The following is a 21,496-nucleotide window of genomic DNA, read 5'->3' on the forward strand; positions in this document are numbered from 1 at the left end:
GCATCGTTCCGTGGGATGCATTCCCCGGGCCGATGTGCGCCCGTGGTCCCGCCCGGCACGGTGGACCGCATGATCGACGTCAGCGCAGTGACCAAGCGGTACGGGCGGCGGACGGCCGTCGACGACCTGTCCTTCACGGTGCGGCCCGGGGTCGTCACCGGGTTCCTGGGCCCGAACGGGGCGGGCAAGTCCACCACCCTGCGGGTGATCCTCGGCCTGGACGCGCCGGACGCGGGCGGCACCACGGTGTGCGGGGTGCCGTTCGCCTCGCTCCCGCGCGGCCTGCGGCACGCCGGAGCGCTGCTCGACGCGCAGCAGGTGCACGGCGGCCGCACGGCCCGCGCCCACCTCGCGGCGCTGGCCCGCTCCAACGGGCTGCCCGCCCGGCGGGTCGCCGAGGTGCTGGGCGAGGTCGGTCTCGACGAGGCCGCCGGGCGGCGCGTCGGCGGCTTCTCGCTCGGCATGAAGCAGCGGCTCGGCGTGGCGGCGGCGCTGCTCGGGGACCCGCCGGTGCTGCTGTTCGACGAGCCCTTCAACGGCATGGACCCGGAGGGCGTGCGGTGGCTGCGCCGCCTCTTCCGGCACCTCGCCGCGGAGGGCCGCACGGTCTTCCTCTCCAGCCATCTGATGTCCGAGATGGAGTCCACCGCCGAGGAGCTGATCGTGATCGGCCGGGGCCGGCTCGTCGCGGCCGAGCCGCTGCGGGCGTTCGCGGCGCGCGCCCCGCGGACCGGCGTGGTGGTGGGCGCCGTGCGCGCCGGTGAACTCGCCGGCCCCCTGACGGCGGCCGGGGCCGCGGTGACGGCGGAGGGCGGCGAGCGCCTCGTGGTGACCGGCCTGCCCGCCGCGCGGATCGGCGCCCTCGCCCTGGAACACGGCATCGGCCTGCACGAACTGACCACCCGGACCGCCTCGTTGGAGGAAGCCTTCATGGAACTGACCGCCGACCGCGTCGAATACCCGGCGAGGGCCGCCCGGTGACCGGCGTCGCCCGTGCCCGCTTCCCCGACCTGCTCGCCGCCGAATGGATCAAGGTGCGCTCGCTGCGGTCCACCCCGTGGATCCTGGCGGCCGTCACCCTGACCGTGCTCACCACCGCGGCGCTGGCCGCGTGGAGCGACCATCAGGACCTGCCCCGCCTCGGCGCGCGGGCCCGGCGCGAGCACGTCTTCGCCCTGGGCGACGCGTTTCCCGCCGAGGGGTACCTGACGCTGATGCTGGCGGCGGGCAGCGTCGGCGCGATCGTCGTCGTCAGCGAGTACGGCAGCGGCCTGATCCGCACGACGACCGCGGCGGTACCCGCGCGCCGGGCGGTCATGCTGGCCAAGGCGGCCGTGACCGCGGGGCTGTGGGCGGGGGTCGGAGCCGTCTGCGCCCTCGGTTCGTTCGCCGTGTCCCAGGCGATCCTGAGCGACGGGGGCGCCGCCGCCCGGTTCACCGAACCGGCCTCGCTGCGGGCCGTCGCCGCGTCCGCGCTGCTCGCGCCGGTCTGCGCGCTCGTCGGGTTCGGTCTGGGCGTGCTGCTGCGGCACGGCGCCACCACGATGGTGGCGACGGCGTTCGTGCTGCTGATGCTGCCGCTGTTCCTCGGCGGGGACCGCCCGTGGACCGAGCGGGCGCGCCACATGATGGTGCAGCACGCCTGGCAGCGGCTGGTCACCCTGTACGGCTGGGGACCGGACGCCTACGGCGGCGCGACGGTCGCCGGGGCCTGGGCGGTTTTCGCCGCCTGGCCCCTGGTGGCCGTCGCGCTCGCCCTGGTCGTCGTGGGCCGCCGGGACGTGTGAGGGCCTGCTCAGTGGGCGGGATCGACCACCCGCGCGGAGCCGCCGCCGCGCCGCACCGTCTCCGCGGCGGCGAGCCACTTGCCGCCCGGCAGGCGCTGGATGCCGGTGGTCGCGCCGATCTCGGGGTTGACCTTGAAGGAGTGGCCGATCGCCTCGAGCCGGCCGCGCAGGGCGCTGTCGTAGAGGGCGGGTTCGAGTTCGGTCTGGGCGGCGTTGCGCTGGCTGGCGCGCGGCGCCGCGATGGCGTCGACGAGCGGCAGGCCCCGGTCGAGGAAGCCGGTCAGGGTCTGCAGCACGGTGGTGATGATGGAGGCGCCGCCGGGCGAGCCGAGTGCGACGACGGGCCGTCCGCCGCGGTCGAGGACGATCGTGGGCGCGATCGAGGAGCGCGGGCGTTTGCCGGGGCCCGGCAGGTTCGGGTCGTGCACGGCGGGGTTGGCGGGCGCGAAGGAGAAGTCGGTCAGCTCGTTGTTGAGCAGGAAGCCGCGGCCGGGCACGGTGATGCCGCTGCCGCCGGTCTGCTCGATGGTGAGGGTGTAGGAGACGACGTTGCCCCACTTGTCGGCGGTCGTCAGATGCGTGGTGTTCTCGCCCTCGTACGTCGTCGGGGCAGCCTTGTCACCGGTCGTGCCGCAGGTGCCTGGGTGGCGGGGGTCGCCGGGCGCGAGCGGGCTGGTGAGCACGGCGTCGTCCTTGATGAGGCATGCGCGCGCGTCCGCGAACCGCTGCGCGAGCAGCTGCCGGGTGGGGACGGACTCGAAGGCCGGGTCGCCCACCCAGCGGCCCCGGTCGGCGAACGCGATCCGGCTCGCCTCGATGAACCGGTGCAGGTACCGCGTCTGCGACGCCTTCGACAGGTCGGTCCGCTCCAGGATGTTGAGGGCCTCGCCGACGGTCGTGCCGCCCGAGGAGGACGGCGCCATCGAATAGACGCCGAGGCCGCGGTACGAGGTCTTCGAGGGGGCCCGGAAGAGTGCGTCGTACGCCTTGAGGTCCCGCGCGGAGAGCCTGCCGGGCCGCGCCGTGTACGACGAGCCGGGGTCCACCGGCGGCTTGTTGACGGTCCGCACGACGTCGGCGCCGATGTCCCCGTGGTACATCGCCCCGGCGCCCTCGCGGGCCAGCTCCCGGTACGTGCGGGCCAGGTCGGGGTTCTTGAACGTCGAGCCGACGACGGGCAGCCGGCCGTCCGGCAGGAAGAGCCGCGCGGTGTCGGGGAAGTTCCGGAACCGCGCCTCGTTCTGGGCGGTCTGCGCGCGGAAGGTGGCGTCGACGGTGAAGCCGCGGCGGGCCAGCCGCTCGGCGGGCGCGAGCACGGCGGACAGCCGCTTGGTGCCCCACGCGTCCAGCGCGGACTGCCAGGTGGCCGGGGTTCCGGGTGTGCCGACGCTCAGGCCGCTGGTGACCGCGGCGTCGAAGGGCAGCGGCTTGCCGTCCTCCAGGAACAGGCCGGGGCCCGCCGTCAGCGGCGCCGTCTCGCGGCCGTCGAGGGTGTGGACCGTGCGCGACCTGGCGTCGTAGGCGACGAAGTAACCGCCGCCGCCGACGCCGGAGGAGTACGGCTCGCTCACGCCGAGCGCGGCGGCGGTGGCGACGGCGGCGTCCACCGCGTTGCCCCCGGCGCGCAGCACCTCGATCCCGGCGGCCGAGGCGTCGGCGTCGACGCTCGCCACGGCGCCGCCGTACCCGACGGCGACGGGGACCTTCCCGGGTGCGCCGCCGGAGCCGCCCGGGGCGGCGGCGGAGGGAGGCGCCGCGGCCCCGACCGCCACCATCGACGCCGTCACCGCGCACAGTGCCAGCTTCCGCGTGACTGAACCCCTCATCAGTACCTCCGGGTCAACGGGCGTCTGCGCAGCGTAACTTGAGTTCGGGCGAGCGTCAGGACCCCCTCGAACACCGGTGCGTCCGTTGGCTAGAGTGCGCGCCCATGACTGACGACGTGCGCACCATCGTCCTCGGCCTGATCGCAGCGGGCGCCGGCGCCGCGCTGGGCTGGCTCGTCCGCGGTCACCTGTGGAAGCGCAGGCTCCGCCGCAAGCAGGCGTTCTTCGGGCTGCCCGACAACTCCGAGTCGCTGCTGGTCGTCAACCGCGACGCGGGCGGCCCCGAGCTGGCCGTGAAGCGCCACGACGTCTTCGCGCTCCTCGAACTCTCCGCGCTCGTCAAGGACTGCGGCGCCCACGCCCAGATCGTCGCCCACGACACGGCCCGGCAGGGTTTCGGCGAGCGCACCGAGTTCTGTGTCGGGGGCCCGGCCGCGAACCGGCGCATGGCCGCCCACATGGTGAGCCTGCTACCCGGCATCCGCGTCAACACCGACCCCGAACCGGGCCCGGACCGCGGCGCCTTCCAGGTCGGCCCGGAGCGCTACCGGCTGGAGCCCGGGATCGCCGAGCACGTGGTCCTCGCGCGGCTGACGGCGGGCCAGGCCGGGGAGGCCCGGCCGGTGTTCCTCTTCTGCGGTCAGCTGCCCATCACCCATCAGGCGGCCACCCGCTACCTCGCCCGGCACCACGAGCGCCTGGCCCGCAAGCACGGCAGCGGCTCGTTCGTGCTGCTGCTGAAGGTGGTCAACTCGGGCGCGTACGGGCCCGACGTCGTCGAGCTGGTGGCCGATGTCACCCGGGCCGCGCAGGCCCCGCTGCCCGCTCCGGCGACGCAGCGCACCTCGCACCGCGCGGGCTGACCGTTCCGTCGGGTGGTCCCCGGAAACCAAGGGGAGCGGTGCCCCTGCCGCGTACGAATGCGACAAGGGCCCGCTCGGCCTCGGCAAGCAGGCGCGTCCCGTTCCGCGCGCAGCTGACCTTCTCCGCACGGTGCGTGCGGAGTGATCTCCGGCTGCTGGGCGGGGACTGCCCATGCTCCGCCTACTGCACCCCTGGCAGCAGCGTCCCCGGTTCGGCCGGGGCGACGTCCGCGGCGTCCGTCTTGGGGTTGCGCCGCTGGCGCTTGGACACCCACCGGGCGAACCACGACAGCACCATGCACATCCCGATGTAGATCGGCGAGATCACCATCACCACGGGGATGAAGGGCAAATCGTAGTCGAGGTTCGACGCGATGAGCTTCCCGGCATGGAGGAACTCCTCATAGGTGATCAAATAGCCGAGCGAGGTGTCCTTCAACGCCACCACCAGCTGGCTGATGATGGCGGGCAGCATGGCCCGTACGGCCTGCGGCACGAGGACGTGGGTCATGACCTGCGTCTTGCGCATGCCGAGCGCGTACGCGGCCTCGTGCTGCCCGCGCTCCACGGCGTTGATGCCGGAGCGGAACACCTCGGCGAGCACGGAGCCGTTGTAGAGGGTCAGACCCGCCACGAGCGCGGACAGCGGCTCCATCTTCAGGGCCACATAGATGAAGAAGATCATCACGAGGACCGGCATGGCGCGGAAGAACTCGACGAACAGCGTGGCGAGCCAGCGCACCGGCGCGTGGTCCGAGAGGCGGCCCACGGCGAGCAGGGTGCCGAGCACGAGCGAGAGGACGGCGGCCAGGCCGAAGGCCTTGAGCGTGTTGCCGAGCCCGCGCAGCAGCAGCTCCTGGATGCCCTTGTACTCGAACGGCGTCCACTTCGTGGCGGTGAACTGGTCGGTGTCGAACAGGAGGTAGAGGACCCAGCCGATGAGCGCGAGCACGAGCAGCGTGGAGATCAGCCCGTACAGGCGGTGGCGGCGCTCGGTCCTGGGGCCCGGGATGTCGTAGAGGGCGGTGGCGCCGTGGTCGAGGGCTTTCATCGGGCGACTCCCCAGCGCTTCTCGAGGATGTTGAAGACCGCGCTGATGGCGAGCGTGATGATCAGGTAGCCGAGGGCGATCCAGACGAACGTCCAGATGATGTTGTAGCCCAGCTCGCTGAGCGTCTTGTACGTGCCGAGCAGTTCGACGACGCTGAACGCGCCCGCGATCGCCGAGTTCTTGGCGAGCGCGATCAGGGTGGAGCCGACCGGCGGGATCACGGACCGGAAGGCCTGCGGCAGGATCACGTGGGTCAGTGTCTGACCGAACGTCATGCCGAGGCTGCGGGCCGCCTCGCCCTGCCCCCGCGGCACGGTGTTGATGCCGGAGCGCAGCGCCTCGCAGATGAAGGCGGAGGTGTAGCAGCCGAGTGCCAGCACCGCGAAGACGGTGAAGGGCAGCACGAGCCCGAAGCGGGGCAGCCCGAGCAGGACCGCGAAGAAGAGGAGCGTCAGCGGGGTGTTGCGCAGGACGGTGACCCAGGCGGTGCCGAGCGCGCGGAAGGAGCCGACGGGCGCGACCCGGAAGGACGCCATGACGAAGCCGAGCACGAGGGCGAGGATCGAGGCGTAGACGGTGAGCTCGACGGTACCGAGGAAGCCCTTCCAGTACGTCGAGATGTTGTCGGTCAGGACGTTCACGTAACGCTCCTCAGCTCGCCGGGTAGCGGTCGACGGGCGGCGGCTTCGGGGCGGGGGTGCCGGACAGGCCGAGCGTCGCCTGGAACGCCCGTTTCCAGTCGCCGTTCTTCTGGCGGGCCTCCAGGGCGTCGTTCATGGCGGAGCGCAGGGCGTCGTCGCCGCGCGGGAGGCCGATGCCGTACGGCTCCTGCGAGAACGGCCGGCCGGCCAGCTTCATCTCGTCGGGCGCCTTGGCGGCGAAGCCGAGCAGGATCGCGTCGTCGGTGGTGACGGCGTCGACCTGGTAGGTCAGCAGGTTGTCGACGCAGATCGAGTACGTGTCGTAGGCGACGAGCTCCGCCTTGGGGTGGTCGGCCTGGATGCGCTGGTACGGGGTCGAACCCGCGGCAGAGCAGACCCGCTTGCCGTCGAGGTCGTCCGGCCCGCCGATGTCGTCCTCGTCGGTGCGGACGAGCAGCGACTGGCCGGCCATGTAGTAGGGCCCGGCGAAGCCGACGAGCTTCTTGCGGTTGTCGTTGATGGTGTAGGTACCCACGTAGTAGTCGATCTGGCCGTTCTGCAGGGCCGTCTCGCGGTTGGCTGAGGCGATCGTCTTGAACGTGATCTTCTTGGGGTCGAGGCCGAGCGAGGCCGAGACCATCTTGGCGATCTCGATGTCGAAACCGGAGTAGACGCCGTTCGCCGGGTTCTTCTCGCCGAGGTAGGGCTGGTCCTCCTTGGCGCCGACGACGAAGTGGCCCCGGCGCCTGGCCTTCTCCCACGTGCGGGAGGCGGGCAGGGTGAAGCCGCGCGCGACCGCGTACCGGGGAAGCTGGTCGCCCGAGGGGCCCTTGACGGGCGGGCTGCCGTCCTTGCCGCAGGCGGTGGCGGCGAGCGCGGTCACCGCCAGGGCGGTGAACAGCCGTAGTGACGTGCGCATCATGGGTGCTGCACTCCCCCGTCAGTGCTTGAGGATCTTGGAGAGGAAGTCCCGGGCGCGCTCGCTCTCGGGGTGGGTGAAGAAGTCCTCGGGGGCGCGGTCCTCGACGATCCTGCCGTCGGCCATGAAGACGACGCGGTCGGCGGCGGTGCGGGCGAAGCCCATCTCGTGGGTGACGACGACCATCGTCATGCCCTCGCGCGCCAGTTGCTGCATGACCTCCAGGACCTCGTTGATCATCTCGGGGTCGAGGGCCGAGGTCGGCTCGTCGAAGAGCAGGGCCTTGGGGTCCATGGCCAGGGCGCGGGCGATGGCGACGCGCTGCTGCTGGCCGCCGGAGAGCTGGGCGGGGAACTTGTCCGCGTGCGCGGCGAGGCCGACGCGGTCGAGGAGTTCGCGGGAGCGCTTGTCGGCCGCGTCCTTCTTCCGCTTCCTGACCTTGACCTGGGCCAGCGACACGTTCTGCAGGACCGTCTTGTGCGCGAAGAGGTTGAAGGACTGGAAGACCATGCCGACTTCGGCTCTGAGCTGGGCGAGCGCCTTGCCCTCCGCGGGCAGCGGCCGGCCGTCGAGCCGGATGGTCCCGGAGCGCACGGTCTCCAGCCGGTTGATCGTCCGGCAGAGCGTCGACTTGCCCGACCCCGAGGGGCCGATGACCACCACCACCTCCCCCTTGCCGACGGTGAGGTCGATGTCCTTCAGGACATGCAGCTCCCCGTAGTACTTGTTCACGTCACGCAGCTCGATCAACGGATCGACGGCCATGGCAGTACCTGCCCACTCTCAGCTGTGTCGGTCCGCGCAAACTATCCACGCCGATATGGGACTTAACAGACGACACGCACTTATGGGCATTAACCGTATTTGCGGCTCAGCGGTGTCCCGGCCGCCGGGCCGGGACACGGCGGCCGCGCCTCAGGATTCCGCGGCCTCCGCGTAGAACTGGGACAACTCGGGGGCACCGCTCGCCGCCCAGGACTGGCCCGCCTCCACGACGTCGATCTCCCGGCCGGACGCGAGGCGCACCACCGGCTGCCCGTTGGGCCAGACCACCCAGGCGGCGCCCGGCACCCGGCGCACCAGGACCGTGCCGAGGTACAGGCCCGCGTCGTTGCCGAGCCAGAGCAGCGCCTCCTCGTCCTCCCGCCAGCGCGGCACCAGCTGGTCGAGGGCGGCCAAGGACCGTACGGAGTCGTCGAGTTCGACGCCGGACTGCTCCGCCTGGGCACGCAACAGCTCGCACTCGGCCAGGAGTTCGCCGACCCCGGCGGCGCCGTCACCGTCCGGCGGGAAGACGGCGACGGCCGCGGCACCGTGCCTCTTGCGCCAGTTGTCCACGAAAGGGATCTTCATACCGTCCAGCCTCGCATCCGGCCCCGCGCTCGCACCACAGGCGCGCTGGCCTACGTTCCCGGTGAGTTCACGCCGCATTCGGCCGTACCTCGTTGACGCCGTCCCACCCCCTTCCTACCTTCGTGGCGCACCCGTCACACCCGCCGCGCCACGGAAGGGAGCCGGTCTTGCGCCGACGCACCTGGGGAAGTGCCGTCCTGTTGGCCCTCTGCGCGGGGCTCAGCCCGCACGCGGCGGCCCCGGCGGCCGCCGCGCACCGACCCGGGCCGCTCCCCCTGGAGCGGCTCTTCGACAACCGGGCGGTCAGCGACGACCGTTCACCCGGGCAGGCGGACTTCGACGGGGCCGGCGGCTCGCTCTCCGCCCAGGACCTGACGGCCGCGGGCTGGAGCCCGGGCACCCGCCTCGGCGCCGAGGGGGCGCGGCTGACCTGGCCGCGCCCGGCCGGGACCGGGCCCGACAACGTACGCGCGAACGGGCAGCGGGTCCGGGTGACCGGCCGGGGCGACGCGCTGGCCTTCCTCGTCGCCGGCACCGGCGGGGACGCCCGCGGGACGGGCACCGTGCGCTACGCCGACGGCAGCCGCTCCGCGTACACGCTCACCGCCCCCGACTGGCGTACCGGACCGCTCGCCACGAAGTCCGTCGCATTGCCGCACCGGAACACGCCGGACGGCCAACTCCTCGACAGGACACGGCTGTACGTCGTGACCGTGCCGGTGCGGGCCCGGCACGCCATCGCCTCGGTGGAGCTGCCGCGGGTGACCGGCGGCGCCGCGCTGCACGTGTTCGCGCTGGCGGTGCGCGCGGCGACGACGGGGTGGACCGGGACCTGGGCGGCCTCCCCGGCCGGATACACCACGGTGGGGCCCTGGGCGGACCGCACGGTGCGGCTCGTCGTGCACACGAGCGTCGGCGGGCCACGGGTGCGCATCCGCCTCGACAACACGTTCGCCTCGACCCCGGTACGGATCGGGAGCGCGTCGGTGGCGGTGCGGGAGGCCGGGGCGGCGGCGCGGGGGAAGCCCGTGCCGCTGACCTTCGGGGGCGCGGCGGGGGCCCGGCTGCCGGCGGGTTCCCAGGCGTACAGCGACCCGGTCGGCCTGCGGGTGCCGGCCGACGGCGATCTGCTGGTCAGCTTCCACCTGCCCGAACCGGTGACCGCCGCGCCCGTGCACAGCCAGGCGCTCCAGACCTCGTACGTGAGCGGGCCCGGGGACCACGCGGCGGAGGCCGCGGGCGCGGCGTACACCTCGACGCTCTCGTACTGGCCGCTGCTCACGGGCGTCGACGTCGCCGGCGGGCCGGGTTCCGTGGTGGTGCTCGGCGACTCGATCACCGACGGCGTGCGCTCGACGCCCGACGCGAACAGGCGGTGGCCGAACGTCCTGGCCCGGCGGCTGCTGGCGCAGTCGGCCGTGCCGCGCTACGGCGTGCTCGACGCGGGCATCTCGGCCAACCGGGTGCTGGCCGACCGCTACCCCGGGGACGGGATCTCCACGGACACCGGCGGGGTGAGCGCCCTGCACCGGCTCGACCGGGACGTGTTCGCGGCGACCTCCGCGCGGACCGTCGTGGTCTTCCTCGGCGTCAACGACGTGCGCTGGGGGGCGAGTGCGGAGCAGGTCGGGGCGGGGCTGCGGGAGATCGCCGGGCGGGCGCACGCGCGGGGGCTGAGGGTGCTCGGGGCGACCATCACCCCGTGCGGCGGGGAGGCGTTGTGCACGGCTGCGGTCGATGCGGAGCGGGTCGCTGTCAACGGGTTGCTGCGTGGGGGCGGGGCCGGGTTCGACGGGGTGTTCGACTTTGATGCGGTGGTGCGGGATCCGGCTCGGCCGGAGCGGATGCGGGTGGAGTTCGACAGCGGGGATCACTTGCACCCGGGCGACGCGGGCCTCGCGGCCCTGGCCGCCTCTATCCAGCTCAGCACGCTGATCCCGCGTGCCTAGGTACCCACTCACCTGCGGGCCGGTGGGGGCTGGTCGCGCAGTTCCCCGCGCCCCTCAAAGGCGCACTCCGTGCGCCCCCGTCTTCGGCCGCGGGCCGGTGGGGCTTCTCGCGCCGTTCCCCGCGCCCCTGAAGGCTTGCGGCTTCGCCGCAGCCTGAGGGGCCGCTGCCCCGGAGGCCGATGAGACAGCGCACGAAGTGCGCATCTCAGGGGCGCGGGGAACTGCGCGACCAGCCCCCACCGGCCCGCGGGTGAGGACGCACCCCGGGACACAGCCCCACCCGCCCGCGGGACGCTACACGTCGAGGTCGACCACCACGGGGGCGTGATCGGACGCCCCCTTGCCCTTGCGCTCCTCACGATCGACATACGCGTCCTTCGCCGCCCCGGCGAACGCCGGGTTCCCGTACACCAAGTCGATCCGCATCCCCCGGTTCTTGGGGAACCCGAGCTGCCGATAGTCCCAGTACGTGAAGGGCCGGTCGTACTTGAGCGGCCGCGGCACCACGTCGGACAGCCCCGCCCCCCGCAGCGCGGCCAGCGCGTCCCGCTCGCCCGGAGTGACGTGCGTGGCGCCCTCGAAGAGGGAGATGTCCCAGACGTCGTCGTCCGTCGGCGCCACGTTGTAGTCCCCCAGGACCGCGAAGGGGCGGGAGCCGGCCGCGTCGCCCGCGACGGCCGCCGTGAGGGCCTCGAACCACCGGAGCTTGTACGCGTAGTGCGGGTGGTCCACCTCGCGGCCGTTCGGCACGTAGACCGACCAGACGCGGACCGGACCGCAGGTCGCGGAGACGGCGCGGGGCTCCTGGACGCCCTCGTACCCCGGGTCGCCGGGCAGGCCCCGGACGACGTCCTCCAGGCCGACCCGGGAGAGCACCGCCACCCCGTTCCACCTGCCGTCCGCGTGCACCGCCGACTCGTAGCCCAGCTCCCGCAGCTCGTCCGTGGGGAACTGCTCCGCCGAGCACTTGGTCTCCTGGACGCACAGCACGTCCGTGCCGCTGGACTCCAGCCAGGCGAGGAGGCGCGGGAGGCGCGCGGTGATCGAGTTCACGTTCCACGTAGCAATGCGCATGTCCTCCAACCTACCGGGCGGGTCCGACAACGGGCCGTCGCCGCGTCCGGATATAGACAGGCAACCTTGCAAGTTTTCCTGTCAGACAGGTAGCCTGTTCATCATGAGCATCAGCACCCCCCTGGACGAGCGCCCCGCCCTCGTCCTCATCGACCTCCAGAACGGCATCCTCGGCCTGCCCACCGTGCACCCCTCCGCCGAGGTCCTGAAGAACGGCGCGCGGCTCGCCGACGCCTTCCGCGCCAAGGGGCTCCCCGTCGTGCGCGTCCGCGTGACCTGGTCGCCCGACGGCGGCGACCTGCCGGTGAGCCGCTCCGAGGCGCCCGGCATGACGCAGGCGCCGCCGGCCGGGTTCGCCGAGTTCCCGGCCGAGCTCGGCCCGCTGGGCGACGACATCGTGATCACTAAGCGGCACTGGGGCGCGTTCACCGGCACCGAGCTGGACCTGCAGCTGCGCCGCCGCGGCGTCACCCAGATCGTGCTCGGCGGCATCTCGACGTCGATCGGCGTCGAGTCGACCGCGCGCTCCGCGTTCGAGCTGAGCTACCACCAGGTGATCGTCACGGACGCGACGACCGACACGGACGCCGCGTCCCACGAGCACTCCTTCGGCAAGATCTTCCCGCGCATCGCCGAACTCGGCACCACGGACGAGGTGCTCGAACTCCTCGGCCGATAGCGCCCTGAAGCGCACGACAGCGCCCGACAGCGCCCGAGAGCCGGGGCTCAGAGCCGGGCCGAGCCACCCGGCGCGAGCCGCAGGTGCTCCGCGCCGCCGAGGCCGCCGATCTGCCGGTCGTAGATCGGCCGGGCCAGGTCGGTCAGCAGCGCGTCGTGGATGTCGTAGGCGCGGTCCGGCTTCACCTCGCGTACGTAGTCGATCACCTCGGAGATCTTGTTCCAGGGCGCCATCACCGGCAGCATCAGCGTCTCGACCTGGTGGTCGGGGACGGTGAGGGCGTCGCCGGGGTGGAAGAGCGTGCCCGCGTCGACGAGGTAGCCGACGTTCGTGACGCGCGGGATGTCCGGGTGGATGACGGCGTGCAGTTCGCCGTGGACCTGGACGTCGAAGCCGGCCGCGCTGAACGTGTCACCGTGGCCGACCGTGTGCACCCGGCCCGGGAACGCGGCGGCGAGCTGCTCCGCGACCGAGGCGAGCGTCCAGATCTGCGCGCCGGGACGGTCCTCCATCCCGGCGCGCAGCCGTGCCTCGTCGAAGTGGTCGGGGTGCTCGTGCGTCACGAGGATCACGTCGGCGCCGAGCGCCGCGTCCTGTTCGGAGAACCCGCCGGGGTCGATGACCAGGGTCTGCCCGTCCTTCTCCAGGCGGACGCAGGAGTGGGACTTCTTCGTGAGCTTCATGGCTCCATCCTGCTCCCGCCGGGCGCCCGGCGGACAATCGGGAGCCTGGTGCTCCTGCCACCCCCGTGACCGGCCGCGGGCGGGACCCGCGCCACCCGCCCGGCGCTCACTCCGGCGGAGTCGTCTCCTCGCGGATGACCTGCTGGGCGACCTTGAAGGCGGCGCCGGCCGCGGGGACGCCGCAGTAGACCGCCGTCTGGAGCAGGACTTCCTTGATCTCGTCGGCGGTCAGGCCGTTGCGCAGCGCCGCCCGGGTGTGGGCGGCCAGATCGTCGAGGTGCCCGCTCGCGACCAGGGCCGTCAGAGCCACGCCGGAGCGCATCCGGCGGTCGAGCCCGGGGCGGCTCCAGACCTCGCCCCAGGCGTAGCGCGTGAGGAACTCCTGGTAGTCGCCGGAGAAGTCGTCGGCGGTGGCCAGGGCCTGGTCCACGTGGGCGTCGCCCAGCACCGCGCGGCGCACCTTCAGACCCACCTCGTGCGGGTCGGGCCGGACGGCCGCCTCGGGCTGCGCGGCGGCGGCGATCTCGGCGACGGGTGCGACCGGCGGGGGCGGCGGCGCGATGACCGGCTTGACGGGCGCGGCGGGGATGGCGTGCTGGCCGGTCTCGTACGCGGGCAGCCAGGCCGAGGAGAAGTGGCGTACGAGGAGGTCGGTGACGGCCGCGGGCTGCTCCACCGGGGCCAGGTGGGAGGCGCCGGGGACCACCGCGAGCCGGGCGTCCGGAATCCCGGCGACGAGCGTACGGGCCTGGGCCGGACCGGTGACCTGGTCCTCCGAGCCGACCAGGACGAGGGTCGGGACGCCGATGGCGCCCAGTTCGGCGCGGACGTCGAAGGCGGCCAGGGCCTCGCAGGCGGCTATGTAGCAGCCGGGGTCGGTCGTGCGGACCATCTGGACCGCCCAGTCCGTGATCGCGGGCTGCGCGGCGGCGAAGCCGGAGGTGAACCAGCGCTCGGGCGAGGTGCGGGCGATGGGGTCGAGGCCGTTGCTGCGCACGATGACGCCGCGCTGGCGGAACTCGTCGGCGGTCCCGAACCGCGGCGAGGCCGCGATCAGGCCGAGCGAGGCGACGCGCTGCGGGTGGCGCAGCGCCAGCTCGGCGCCGATCGCACCGCCCAGCGAACACCCGGCGTACCCGAACCGCCCCACACCGACCAGGTCGAGCGTGGCGAGGAGCCGGTCCGCGAGCGCGGCGACGGAACCGACCGGGTGGGCCGGGGCGCCGCCGTGGCCCGGCAGGTCGTAGCGGAACACCCGCCACTGCCTGGCCAGCTCGGGGACCTGGCGGTCCCACATGTGCCAGGTGGTGCCCAGTGAGGGGCCCAGGATCAGGACAGGAGCGTCTTCTGGCCCGTCAAAGCGGTATTGCAGGGTGTTCATCGGCGTCTCACTCACCTGCCCGACCCTCTCATCTGTCACCAGCGGTCCTACCGGCAGGGCCAGACAGTACCGGGCGACGACGGCACGGAAGCGGTGCGGGCCGCCTCCACGTCCAAGGCCATCGGCTCGGGCCGTCTTCAGAGGCGACCATTGTTCCGGTCACGTCGCAGAAAAGAAAAAAGCAGATATCCGCTGCCCGCGAGGATGAATACCCCGAGCCCCGCGTAGACGATCCCCTGATCCCCCCCGACAGCCACGCCTTCCACCGTGGCCGCAACCCCGAGAATCAGCATCAACCCGATGAAAACCAGAAGATTGCGATTCATTTTCTGCATGCGGATTCCTCCTGATGAGATCAATCAATGCTATCGAAGCGGGTAACGCCCGGACCCGCGGTCAGCGGGTCCGGGCGCTCATATCGACACGGCCGAGGTGTTATCCGTACGAGGGAACCGAGCCGCTGTTCTCCGCCATCACCATCCCGGCCGCGCAGGAGACACCGCCTGCGACGACGAAGGCCTCCGGCCCCAACGTCTCGGCAGCAGTGAGAATTCCGGTGCTGCTGGCCGCCGAAACACCTGCGATGCAGCCGGAGACGTCGGAGTAAAGTCGCTCACCGACGTCCTTGACGGTGCTCCAGAATCCGAGGCCACTGGGGTCTACGTTGTTGACGGGATCGCCGGCGGCGTAGAGATACGTGTTCTCTTCTTTGCCGGACGGGTCAGGCTGGGTGAAGCGGCCGAGGTTGGCGTCGTAGTAGCGCGCGCCCATCTTGTACAGGCCCGACGGGTCGAGGTAGGCGCTGGTGTAGCGGAACGGCTGGTTGGTGCCGCTGTTGGTGCGGGGTTCGCCGTAGGGGCCGTAGGAGTAGGTTGCGGTGCGCTTGCCGCTTGCGTCGACCAGGCCGGTGACGGAGTTCTGGGCGTCGGTCAGGTAGTACTGGCTGGCGCCTCCGCTCTTCATGGCGACCAGCGTGCCCGAGGGCTCACGGATGAAACCGGTGGCGGCGCCGGAGACGCTCTGGCCGGTGACGCCGACCGCGGCGTTGGTGAAGGTGGTGGAGCCGGCCTTCAGGCGCTGGGTGTTGTCGGTGCCCGCGTAGGTCTGGTCGGTGGTGGTGCCGGACTGGGTGTAGGCGCCGAGCTGGGTGAACGGCGTCCACGACTCAGCAGTGCGGGTGCCCGTCGGGCTGGCGGCCGCAGTCTCGTTGCCCGCGCCGTCGTAGGTGAAGGCGTCGTTGCCGTTGTACGAGGTCAGCTCGCCGGCGTCGTCGTAGACCGCCTTCTGCTGCGCGTCGTCACAGCTGGAGGGCAGCGACGTGCCCGAGGAGCGGCCCGTTCGGTTGCCGGCCTTGTCGTAGCAGTACGCCCAACCAGCCGTCGTTGACCCGGACTTGGTCTCCACCGCCTTGGTCAGACGGCCCAGGGTGTCGTAGGTGTAGGCCAGCGCCGCGCCGTCGGTGGTGCGCTTGCGGACCTTGTCGGTGTCCTTACCGGAGTTGGCGTAGTCGTAGGAGACCGTCGACAGGGTCGTCGAGCCGGACTTGGCCTCGATCTTGGTGGGGCGGCTGGAGTCGTCGGAGGTGACGCTCTGGGTGGTGCCGCCGGGGAAGGTGGTCTTGGTGCGGTCGCCGTTGTTGTCGTAGGCGAAGGTGGTCTTCGCGCCGCCCGGTTCGGTGACCGAGGTCAGTTCGTTGGCGTCGTCGTAGCCGTAGGTCACCGTGCCCGCGGCGTCGACGGCGGTGGCGACGTTGCCGGTGGCGTCGTAGGTGATCGACGTGGCCGGGGTGCCGGGCAGGGCGCGGGTGCGTTCCCGGTTCTGCTCGTCGTAGGTGAACGTCGACGTGCCGGCCGGGGTGGCGCGGGTCTTGAGGTTGCCGTCGCCGTCGTAGGTGAACGTGGCCGTCGAACTGCCGGCGGTCTGGGTCTTGATGCGGTCGCGGTTGTCGTAGGTGTAGGTGGTGGTGGTGCCGCGGCCGTCGGTCATCGTCTTCTGCCGGCCGAGGTCGTCATAGGTGTAGGTGATCGGCTTGAGCGGGGACGGCGGGGTGACCTTGGTCAGGTTGCCCTTGGAGTCGTAGGTGTACGACGTCTTCTTGTCCCGCGGGTCGGTCGCACTGCACCGCTGGCCCGGCAGGCCACCGCACTCCATCGTCCCCGACTTGGGGTTGTAGTCGTACGTCCACTTCGCGCCGGTGCCGCCCGTGGTGGAGTCGGTGGAGGTGAGCAGGTTGCCGGAGGCGTCGTATCCGTTCTCCGTCTTCTGCGCCGATGCCGTCGTGGCCGTTTCGGGGAAGTAGCCGCTGCCCTTCTTCACCCACGTCGCTGTCGCCGACGCCCCGGTCGGGATGGTCACCGTGGTGGGGTTGAAGGCGCTGTCGTACTTGTAACTGGTGACGTTGCCGTCCTCGGGGGCGGCGCCCATCGCGTCGGTGGCGGTGGCGATGTCGTTGTCAGGGCCCCAGGACTTGGAGCGGGTGTGGCCGAGGGGGTCCTCGGTCTTCTTGGTGCGCCAGTAGCCGTCGACCGTCTTGAGCGTGTTCTTGCCGCGCGGGTCGGTGACGCGCACCACGCCTTCGGCGTCGGGGTTGTTGTCGGGGGGCAGGATGTAGCGGAAGGCCGTGGTGTTGCCTGCGCCGGTGGTGTTGGTGACCACCCGGGTGAGGGAGGCGACCTTGTCGCTGTCCCAGGTGAACTTCGTCTGACGGCCCTCCGCCGTCGTGACCTTGGTCAGACGGTTCGAGGCGTCGTAGTCGAAGGTGGTGGTCTTGCCGTCGGTGTCGGTGAACGTCTTGATCAGATCACCGGAGTAGGTGTAGCTGATCGACCGGCCGGTGTTGTCGGTGACCTTGGTGATGTGCTTGCCGTCGTTGGTGAACGACAGCGTGCGCCCGGACGCGGAGGTGATCTTCGAGGTGAAGGTGCCCGAGTAGGTGATGGTGGTGGCGTTGCCGTTCTTGTCCTCCACCTTCGACACCCGCGCCACCCCCGTGGTGCCCGAACGGGAGAACGTGGTCTTCTCCCCCGTGCGGCGGCTGGTGAGGGTGAAGGACTTCTTGTCGGAGGCTTCGGTCAGGTCCTGCTTGTAACCCCGGGCCGGGGTGAAGCCGGAACCGTCGCGGGGGAAGACACCGACGGCGCCGGTGGGGCCTTCCACCGAGACGCCGTTGGGGGTGGTCTCCTCGACGAGGTAGTCGGCGCCGGACGTGGCGTTCCAGCCGGCGCTGTTGAGGCTGTTGAAGGTGGTGCCGTAGGCCAGGCCCGGGCCGGCGTCGGCGATGTCGAAGCCGTCGACGGTCAGCAGCAGGTTGCCGTTGCCGTAGTTGACCTGCGCGCTCACGCCGTCGGAGAGCTGCGCGGAGTAGAACTCCGACCACGGCACCTGCCCGACGCCGAGGGCGTAGAAGCCGGGGTCGGCCGCGGCCGACTCGGCCACCGGCTGACCGGAGCGGTCGGATGCCTTGAGCGCGGTGCTGGCCGGGGCCTTGGTCGTGCCCAGGGGTGAGGGGGACGGCTTGCCTGCCGTGGCGGTGGCGGGGGCATTCGCCGGCTGGGCGGTGGCGGGGACGGCGGTGGCCATGGTGGCGGTCGCGGTGGCCGCGGCCAGGATCGACAGCGGCAGCCAGTGTCTGCGGCGCCGGAACGCGGGCATGCGAGGATTCACGAAGGTCTCTCCGATGCGTTGGATGAAAGCGGAGCGGAGCAGGGCCTATGGGGGCGGCACCCCTGCATGGGTGCCGCCCCGCCCTGCGCGTACGGGTCCGTACGGTGAGGCCGCCGGCCTGACGCCGGCGCCGCACACTGCGTCAGCAGCGCTGGGACGTGCGCGTGTGCAGCTCCTGCGGGTCATCGGGGATGCTCATGGTCCCGTCGCCCGAGGTGCACTCGTCCGCCGTCTTGGCCGCGTTGCCCCAGAACTCCTGGGAGTGCGTGTCGAACACATCCCTGCGGCCCACCAGCGCGCTGCGCTTGTAGGACCACACACCGACCGTCAGATCAAAATTGATCTTCTTGTCCAGGAACGACTTCCAGACCCACACGTAGCCGTAGTTCTCGTCGCAGCTGGCCGAGTAGAACTGCTTGACCGAGGCGATCGTCTCCGTGCCCCGGTAGATGTACTCCGTCGTCCCGATCTGCGCCGCGTCCGAGCACACCCCCGCCGCCGACGCGACGCTGCTCAGCGGGTTACCGGCCTCCGTACCCGCGGCCCCCGCCGCCTCGTTCGCCGACCGCTGCTGCGGCGTCTGCCCCGGCCCCGTCGCGGCCGAGGCGACCCCGCCACCCAGCACTGACAACGCTGTCGCCGCAGCCACAGCAAGACCCGTCGTACGCGCACGTCTCACGTGCTCTACCCCCAGGAGAAGCGCGCAGCCCCCAGCGGCCCGAACAGGGCTCGGGCGCTGCGCACAGTGGAAAGCGCACCCGGTTGGTGCGCCTCCTCATCTTCACCACACATCACACCGGAATCCCACGTTCCACGCATGCGAATACCAGGCGTAGTGAAGTCACGCAGGGTACTTGAACGGATTTTCAGCACATAGACCTTGCAATCCAAGGTCAGCGCGCGTAGTTGTCACCGCCACCCAGGCGCGAACGCGTGCACATTGCACTTTCTCAGGAGAGGCATCGAAATGTGACGTGCACTACAAGCATGTTCCTCAACAGGGCGGGCACGCGAGCACGTTTGACATGCCATCAACTACCTCTGACGACGGCCGCGGTAGAGCAGGTCGCCTCCTCCAGTCAGGCGGTCACCAGGCCGGCGTGGTGGCGATACTGCCGCCCCAGGTTTCCCGTTGGGTGCCGTCGGCCGAATTCCACCGCCAGTGCGAGAGTGTCCCGTCGGGCGCGGAGCCGTAGACGTGCTGGGTGTCGCCGACCGCCTGCGCCACCGGATCCGAGGTGATCGTGCCGGGCCACACGGCGTAGTGGTTGCCCGTGGTCGGGTCCCACCACCAGTGGGCGAGGGTGTTGTCCGCGGTGCGGGCGAAGACATGCTGCTGTCCCCCGTGCACCAAGGAGACGGGCGGTCCGGCGAGCGCGGCCGGGGTGCTCAGGATCTGGCTCCTGACCACCTGGTCCGTGCTCTCCCACCACCAGTGGGTGAGCCGGTTCTGCGGGTCGGCGGCGTAGACGTGCAGCTGGCCCTTCTGGACGAGGGCGGTGGCAGCGCCCTTGGCCGATCCCGGCCAGAGTTCGTGCCGGATGCCCGGGCCCCGCGTCCACCACCAGTGGTGGAGCAGGCCGTCGGTGCCGGTGGCCCAGACGTGCTGCTGATCGCCGTAGCGCACGGCGACGGGGTCGCCGGCGAGGGTGCCCGCAGCGGCCCAGGTCTGCTGCTTCAGAGAGGCGGTGCCGGTGTCCCACCAGGTGTGCAGGAGCCGTCCGTCGGTCGCGCGGACCCACGCGTGCTGTTGGCCGGAGGTGACGAAGCCGGTGGGCGCTCCGGCCACCGTGCCCGCGGCGAGCCAGGTCTGCGAGGAGAGGCCGGTCGTGCTCCAGAACCGGTGGACGAGGCTGCCGTCGGTGCCGCGCGCGAGGACGTGTTGCTGGGCGCCGTCGTTGAAGGCGACCGTCTTGCCCGCGACGCCCGTACCCCAGGTGCCGCGCTTGACCGTGCCGTCGGCCTCCTCGAACCAGTGGCCGAGGCCACCGGCGGGTGTGGGTGCAAACAGGTGCAGCTGGTCGGGGCCGGTGGTGGCCAGCGCGCCGGTGTTCTGGTTCAGGGTGAGGGAGCCGGCGCCGGCGGGGAGGTCCAGGTCGGCTTCGGTGAACGTGGTGAACCTGATGTCCTGATACTGCTTGGTGGTTCCGGCCTCGTAGAGGATGCCGAAGGTTCCGCCGCCCAGGGCGGTCATGGAGCTGTAGGCGGAGTACCCGTCCTGCACGAGGGCGCCGTCGGCGGCATCCTGCCAGGTGAGGCCCCCGTCGAAGGAGGAGCGGATGGTGAGGTCCTCGCGGTTCGGGCCGACGGGGGCGGCGAAGACGGCCCGGTCGTAGCCGTCGCGGTTCTTCTCGCGCAGGGCGAGGGTCGACGCCTGTATGCCGGTGCCGGGCAGGTCCATGTCCGGGAGGAGCGCGAAGTCGGACTCGAAGCTGAGCCCCTGGTCGTCGGAGACCGCGTAGACCGCCCGGTCCCGGGTCGCGGGGGCGCCTTCCTCGTTGCGCGCCGTCACGAAAAGGCTGCCGTCCCCGCGTTCGAACAGGCTCAGTTCCTGCGCTCCGATGGCGGGTTCGGCGCCGAGTGAGGAGGCGCCGAGACTCCAGGTGAGACCGCCGTCGTCGCTGTAGATGAGCGCTCCGCCCAGGTCGGCGGGCGCGGCCCCCGGTGCCACGCGTACCGTCATGCCGGCGACCAGGCGTCCGGCGTGGCGGCCGTGGGTGAGCTGGATGGCGCTCGCGGGACCCGTCGCCATCTGACCGGCGTACAAGGCTCCCCAGGTGGTCGACCAGACGTCGGCGGAGATGTCGTTCGCGGCCGTCCAGTGCAGGCCGTCGTCGTCGCTGCTGGTGCGGTGGATGTGGTCGTAGTTCTCGGTGTACAGCACGACGACCCGGCCGGAGGCGGCGTCGACCACCGGCGTCACGTTGTGGTAGATGTGCCCGGCGCTGTGCCGGGCCACCACCTGCAAGGCACTCCATGCGCCGTTGACGTAGCGCTTCACGACGATGTCGATGGAGGCCGTGTCGGAGCAGCTGCCGAGCCGCCCCTCGGCGAAGGCGAGCACAGTGCCGTCGGCGGCCTTGACCACCGCGGGGGCACGGAAACACACGTAGGAGGCGGAAGCCCCGGCCTCCCGCTCGCCTTCGGTGAACACCGTCGTCCGCGGTCTGGTCAAGGGACCCGCCGTCGCGACGCCGGCGGGCAGGACCAGCGCGGACAGCACCGCCCATACGACTGCAACCACGGTGATCAGGAACACGGCCCGTCTGCCGCCACTTGACGCCCGCCCCCTGCGCGGCGCTCCTGGTCTGTCTGCTGTCTCGACAGCACGCATGTCTCGCTCCCCATACCTGTACGGGGATCGGGCGGCCGCAGCACCACGGGCCGGCTCCCCCCTGGCGAATAGCGCTCCCCCCGCCCGGCCACCAGGCAGTCTCGGCGAGGCCGGTGAACCGCGGATGAGGCGAGGGTGAACACGGCAACTGCCCCTCTGCGGCCCGGCCGATGATGCTGTTGACCGGTCCACTGGTACCCGGGCGGGCGATGAGGTGCGCCGTCCACCGGCGGGGCGGGGGTTCGCCGTACCGGACCGGAACGGGCCCAGTCACCAGGCCATGACGTGGCCGC

At 71.6% G+C, this 21,496-nt stretch carries 18 protein-coding genes; 5 read left to right on the forward strand and 13 right to left on the reverse strand.

From position 1 onward, the window contains the following. Positions 1 to 69: 69 nt before the first annotated feature. Positions 70 to 981, forward strand: coding sequence for an ATP-binding cassette domain-containing protein (locus tag ACIBW6_RS08180; RefSeq protein ID WP_399057962.1), 912 nt, complete (start codon positions 70 to 72; stop codon positions 979 to 981). After that, positions 978 to 1,787, forward strand: a complete 810-nt coding sequence (locus tag ACIBW6_RS08185; protein ID WP_399057964.1) for an ABC transporter permease — start codon at positions 978 to 980, stop codon at positions 1,785 to 1,787. Before ACIBW6_RS08180 ends, ACIBW6_RS08185 begins: the two co-directional genes overlap by 4 nt. Positions 1,788 to 1,795: 8 nt before the next feature. On the opposite strand, the gene ggt is transcribed toward ACIBW6_RS08185, so the two are convergent. After that, positions 1,796 to 3,613 carry a gamma-glutamyltransferase gene (gene ggt / locus ACIBW6_RS08190; protein WP_399057966.1) on the reverse strand — a complete coding sequence of 606 codons (1,818 nt, stop codon included), beginning with the start codon at positions 3,611 to 3,613 and terminating at the stop codon, positions 1,796 to 1,798. Positions 3,614 to 3,717: 104 nt separating this feature from the next. On the opposite strand from ggt, the gene ACIBW6_RS08195 reads away from it, so the two are divergent. Then, positions 3,718 to 4,476, forward strand: a complete 759-nt coding sequence (locus tag ACIBW6_RS08195; RefSeq protein WP_399057968.1) for a hypothetical protein — start codon at positions 3,718 to 3,720, stop codon at positions 4,474 to 4,476. A gap of 181 nt (positions 4,477 to 4,657) precedes the next feature. Here the strand turns inward: ACIBW6_RS08195 and ACIBW6_RS08200 are convergent, their stop codons facing one another. From ACIBW6_RS08200 to ACIBW6_RS08220, 5 genes are all read right to left on the reverse strand, one after another. Beyond that, the gene (locus ACIBW6_RS08200) at positions 4,658 to 5,527 is read right to left on the reverse strand and encodes an amino acid ABC transporter permease (RefSeq protein ID WP_399057970.1); all 870 of its coding nucleotides are present in this window, start codon (positions 5,525 to 5,527) and stop codon (positions 4,658 to 4,660) included. Beyond that, on the reverse strand, positions 5,524 to 6,168 hold the full coding sequence (locus tag ACIBW6_RS08205; RefSeq protein ID WP_399057972.1) for an amino acid ABC transporter permease: 645 nt from the start codon (positions 6,166 to 6,168) through the stop codon (positions 5,524 to 5,526). The genes ACIBW6_RS08200 and ACIBW6_RS08205 overlap by 4 nt, the downstream gene beginning before the upstream one ends. 10 nt (positions 6,169 to 6,178) lie before the next feature. Then, on the reverse strand, positions 6,179 to 7,090 hold the full coding sequence (locus tag ACIBW6_RS08210) for a glutamate ABC transporter substrate-binding protein (protein ID WP_399057974.1): 912 nt from the start codon (positions 7,088 to 7,090) through the stop codon (positions 6,179 to 6,181). An 18-nt stretch (positions 7,091 to 7,108) separates the two neighbouring features. Continuing rightward, entirely contained in the window at positions 7,109 to 7,852 is a 744-nt protein-coding gene (locus ACIBW6_RS08215) for an amino acid ABC transporter ATP-binding protein (protein WP_399057976.1), read from the reverse strand. 150 nt (positions 7,853 to 8,002) lie between these two features. Continuing rightward, entirely contained in the window at positions 8,003 to 8,440 is a 438-nt protein-coding gene (locus ACIBW6_RS08220) for a DUF6278 family protein (protein ID WP_399057978.1), read from the reverse strand. Positions 8,441 to 8,607: 167 nt separating this feature from the next. Between ACIBW6_RS08220 and ACIBW6_RS08225 the strand changes: the two genes are divergently transcribed. Further along, a complete protein-coding gene (locus ACIBW6_RS08225; protein ID WP_399057980.1) occupies positions 8,608 to 10,389 on the forward strand; it encodes an SGNH/GDSL hydrolase family protein in 1,782 nt (593 codons plus the stop codon). A gap of 294 nt (positions 10,390 to 10,683) precedes the next feature. Here ACIBW6_RS08225 and ACIBW6_RS08230 read toward each other — a convergent pair whose 3' ends face one another. Further along, positions 10,684 to 11,463: an exodeoxyribonuclease III gene (locus ACIBW6_RS08230; RefSeq protein WP_399057982.1), complete on the reverse strand. Its 780-nt coding sequence runs from the start codon at positions 11,461 to 11,463 to the stop codon at positions 10,684 to 10,686. Between the two features lie 103 nt (positions 11,464 to 11,566). Here ACIBW6_RS08230 and ACIBW6_RS08235 point away from each other — a divergent pair, with 103 nt between their 5' ends. Next, positions 11,567 to 12,142 (forward strand): isochorismatase family protein, encoded by a 576-nt coding sequence (locus ACIBW6_RS08235; RefSeq protein WP_399057984.1) that lies wholly within the window; start codon positions 11,567 to 11,569, stop codon positions 12,140 to 12,142. Between the two features lie 47 nt (positions 12,143 to 12,189). On the opposite strand, the gene ACIBW6_RS08240 is transcribed toward ACIBW6_RS08235, so the two are convergent. The 6 genes from ACIBW6_RS08240 to ACIBW6_RS08265 form a co-directional block, all read right to left on the reverse strand. Further along, positions 12,190 to 12,825 carry an MBL fold metallo-hydrolase gene (locus tag ACIBW6_RS08240; RefSeq protein WP_399057986.1) on the reverse strand — a complete coding sequence of 212 codons (636 nt, stop codon included), beginning with the start codon at positions 12,823 to 12,825 and terminating at the stop codon, positions 12,190 to 12,192. Between the two features lie 106 nt (positions 12,826 to 12,931). Beyond that, entirely contained in the window at positions 12,932 to 14,221 is a 1,290-nt protein-coding gene (locus ACIBW6_RS08245; protein WP_399057988.1) for an alpha/beta fold hydrolase, read from the reverse strand. Positions 14,222 to 14,343: 122 nt separating this feature from the next. After that, the gene (locus ACIBW6_RS08250; protein WP_399057990.1) at positions 14,344 to 14,541 is read right to left on the reverse strand and encodes a hypothetical protein; all 198 of its coding nucleotides are present in this window, start codon (positions 14,539 to 14,541) and stop codon (positions 14,344 to 14,346) included. 100 nt (positions 14,542 to 14,641) lie between these two features. After that, on the reverse strand, positions 14,642 to 17,869 hold the full coding sequence (locus tag ACIBW6_RS08255; RefSeq protein ID WP_399057992.1) for an RHS repeat-associated core domain-containing protein: 3,228 nt from the start codon (positions 17,867 to 17,869) through the stop codon (positions 14,642 to 14,644). A gap of 142 nt (positions 17,870 to 18,011) precedes the next feature. Next, positions 18,012 to 18,518 carry a hypothetical protein gene (locus tag ACIBW6_RS08260; RefSeq protein WP_399057994.1) on the reverse strand — a complete coding sequence of 169 codons (507 nt, stop codon included), beginning with the start codon at positions 18,516 to 18,518 and terminating at the stop codon, positions 18,012 to 18,014. A 438-nt stretch (positions 18,519 to 18,956) separates the two neighbouring features. Next, on the reverse strand, positions 18,957 to 21,113 hold the full coding sequence (locus tag ACIBW6_RS08265) for an exo-alpha-sialidase (RefSeq protein ID WP_399057996.1): 2,157 nt from the start codon (positions 21,111 to 21,113) through the stop codon (positions 18,957 to 18,959). Positions 21,114 to 21,496: the final 383 nt, after the last annotated feature.

It is taken from the genome of Streptomyces sp. NPDC049813, assembly GCF_044465085.1.
Classification (GTDB): domain Bacteria; phylum Actinomycetota; class Actinomycetes; order Streptomycetales; family Streptomycetaceae; genus Streptomyces.

Excerpts from the sequence above, each read along its gene's own strand:
- ACIBW6_RS08250 (WP_399057990.1), bottom strand. The coding sequence starts at position 14,541 with ATGCAGAAAATGAATCGCAATCTTCTGGTTTTCATCGGGTTGATGCTG.
- ACIBW6_RS08215 (WP_399057976.1), bottom strand. The coding sequence starts at position 7,852 with ATGGCCGTCGATCCGTTGATCGAGCTGCGTGACGTGAACAAGTACTAC.
- ACIBW6_RS08235 (WP_399057984.1), top strand. The coding sequence starts at position 11,567 with ATGAGCATCAGCACCCCCCTGGACGAGCGCCCCGCCCTCGTCCTCATC.
- ACIBW6_RS08240 (WP_399057986.1), bottom strand. The coding sequence starts at position 12,825 with ATGAAGCTCACGAAGAAGTCCCACTCCTGCGTCCGCCTGGAGAAGGAC.
- ACIBW6_RS08230 (WP_399057982.1), bottom strand. The coding sequence starts at position 11,463 with ATGCGCATTGCTACGTGGAACGTGAACTCGATCACCGCGCGCCTCCCG.
- ACIBW6_RS08200 (WP_399057970.1), bottom strand. The coding sequence starts at position 5,527 with ATGAAAGCCCTCGACCACGGCGCCACCGCCCTCTACGACATCCCGGGC.
- ACIBW6_RS08220 (WP_399057978.1), bottom strand. The coding sequence starts at position 8,440 with ATGAAGATCCCTTTCGTGGACAACTGGCGCAAGAGGCACGGTGCCGCG.
- ACIBW6_RS08210 (WP_399057974.1), bottom strand. The coding sequence starts at position 7,090 with ATGATGCGCACGTCACTACGGCTGTTCACCGCCCTGGCGGTGACCGCG.
- ACIBW6_RS08195 (WP_399057968.1), top strand. The coding sequence starts at position 3,718 with ATGACTGACGACGTGCGCACCATCGTCCTCGGCCTGATCGCAGCGGGC.
- ACIBW6_RS08180 (WP_399057962.1), top strand. The coding sequence starts at position 70 with ATGATCGACGTCAGCGCAGTGACCAAGCGGTACGGGCGGCGGACGGCC.
- ggt (WP_399057966.1), bottom strand. The coding sequence starts at position 3,613 with ATGAGGGGTTCAGTCACGCGGAAGCTGGCACTGTGCGCGGTGACGGCG.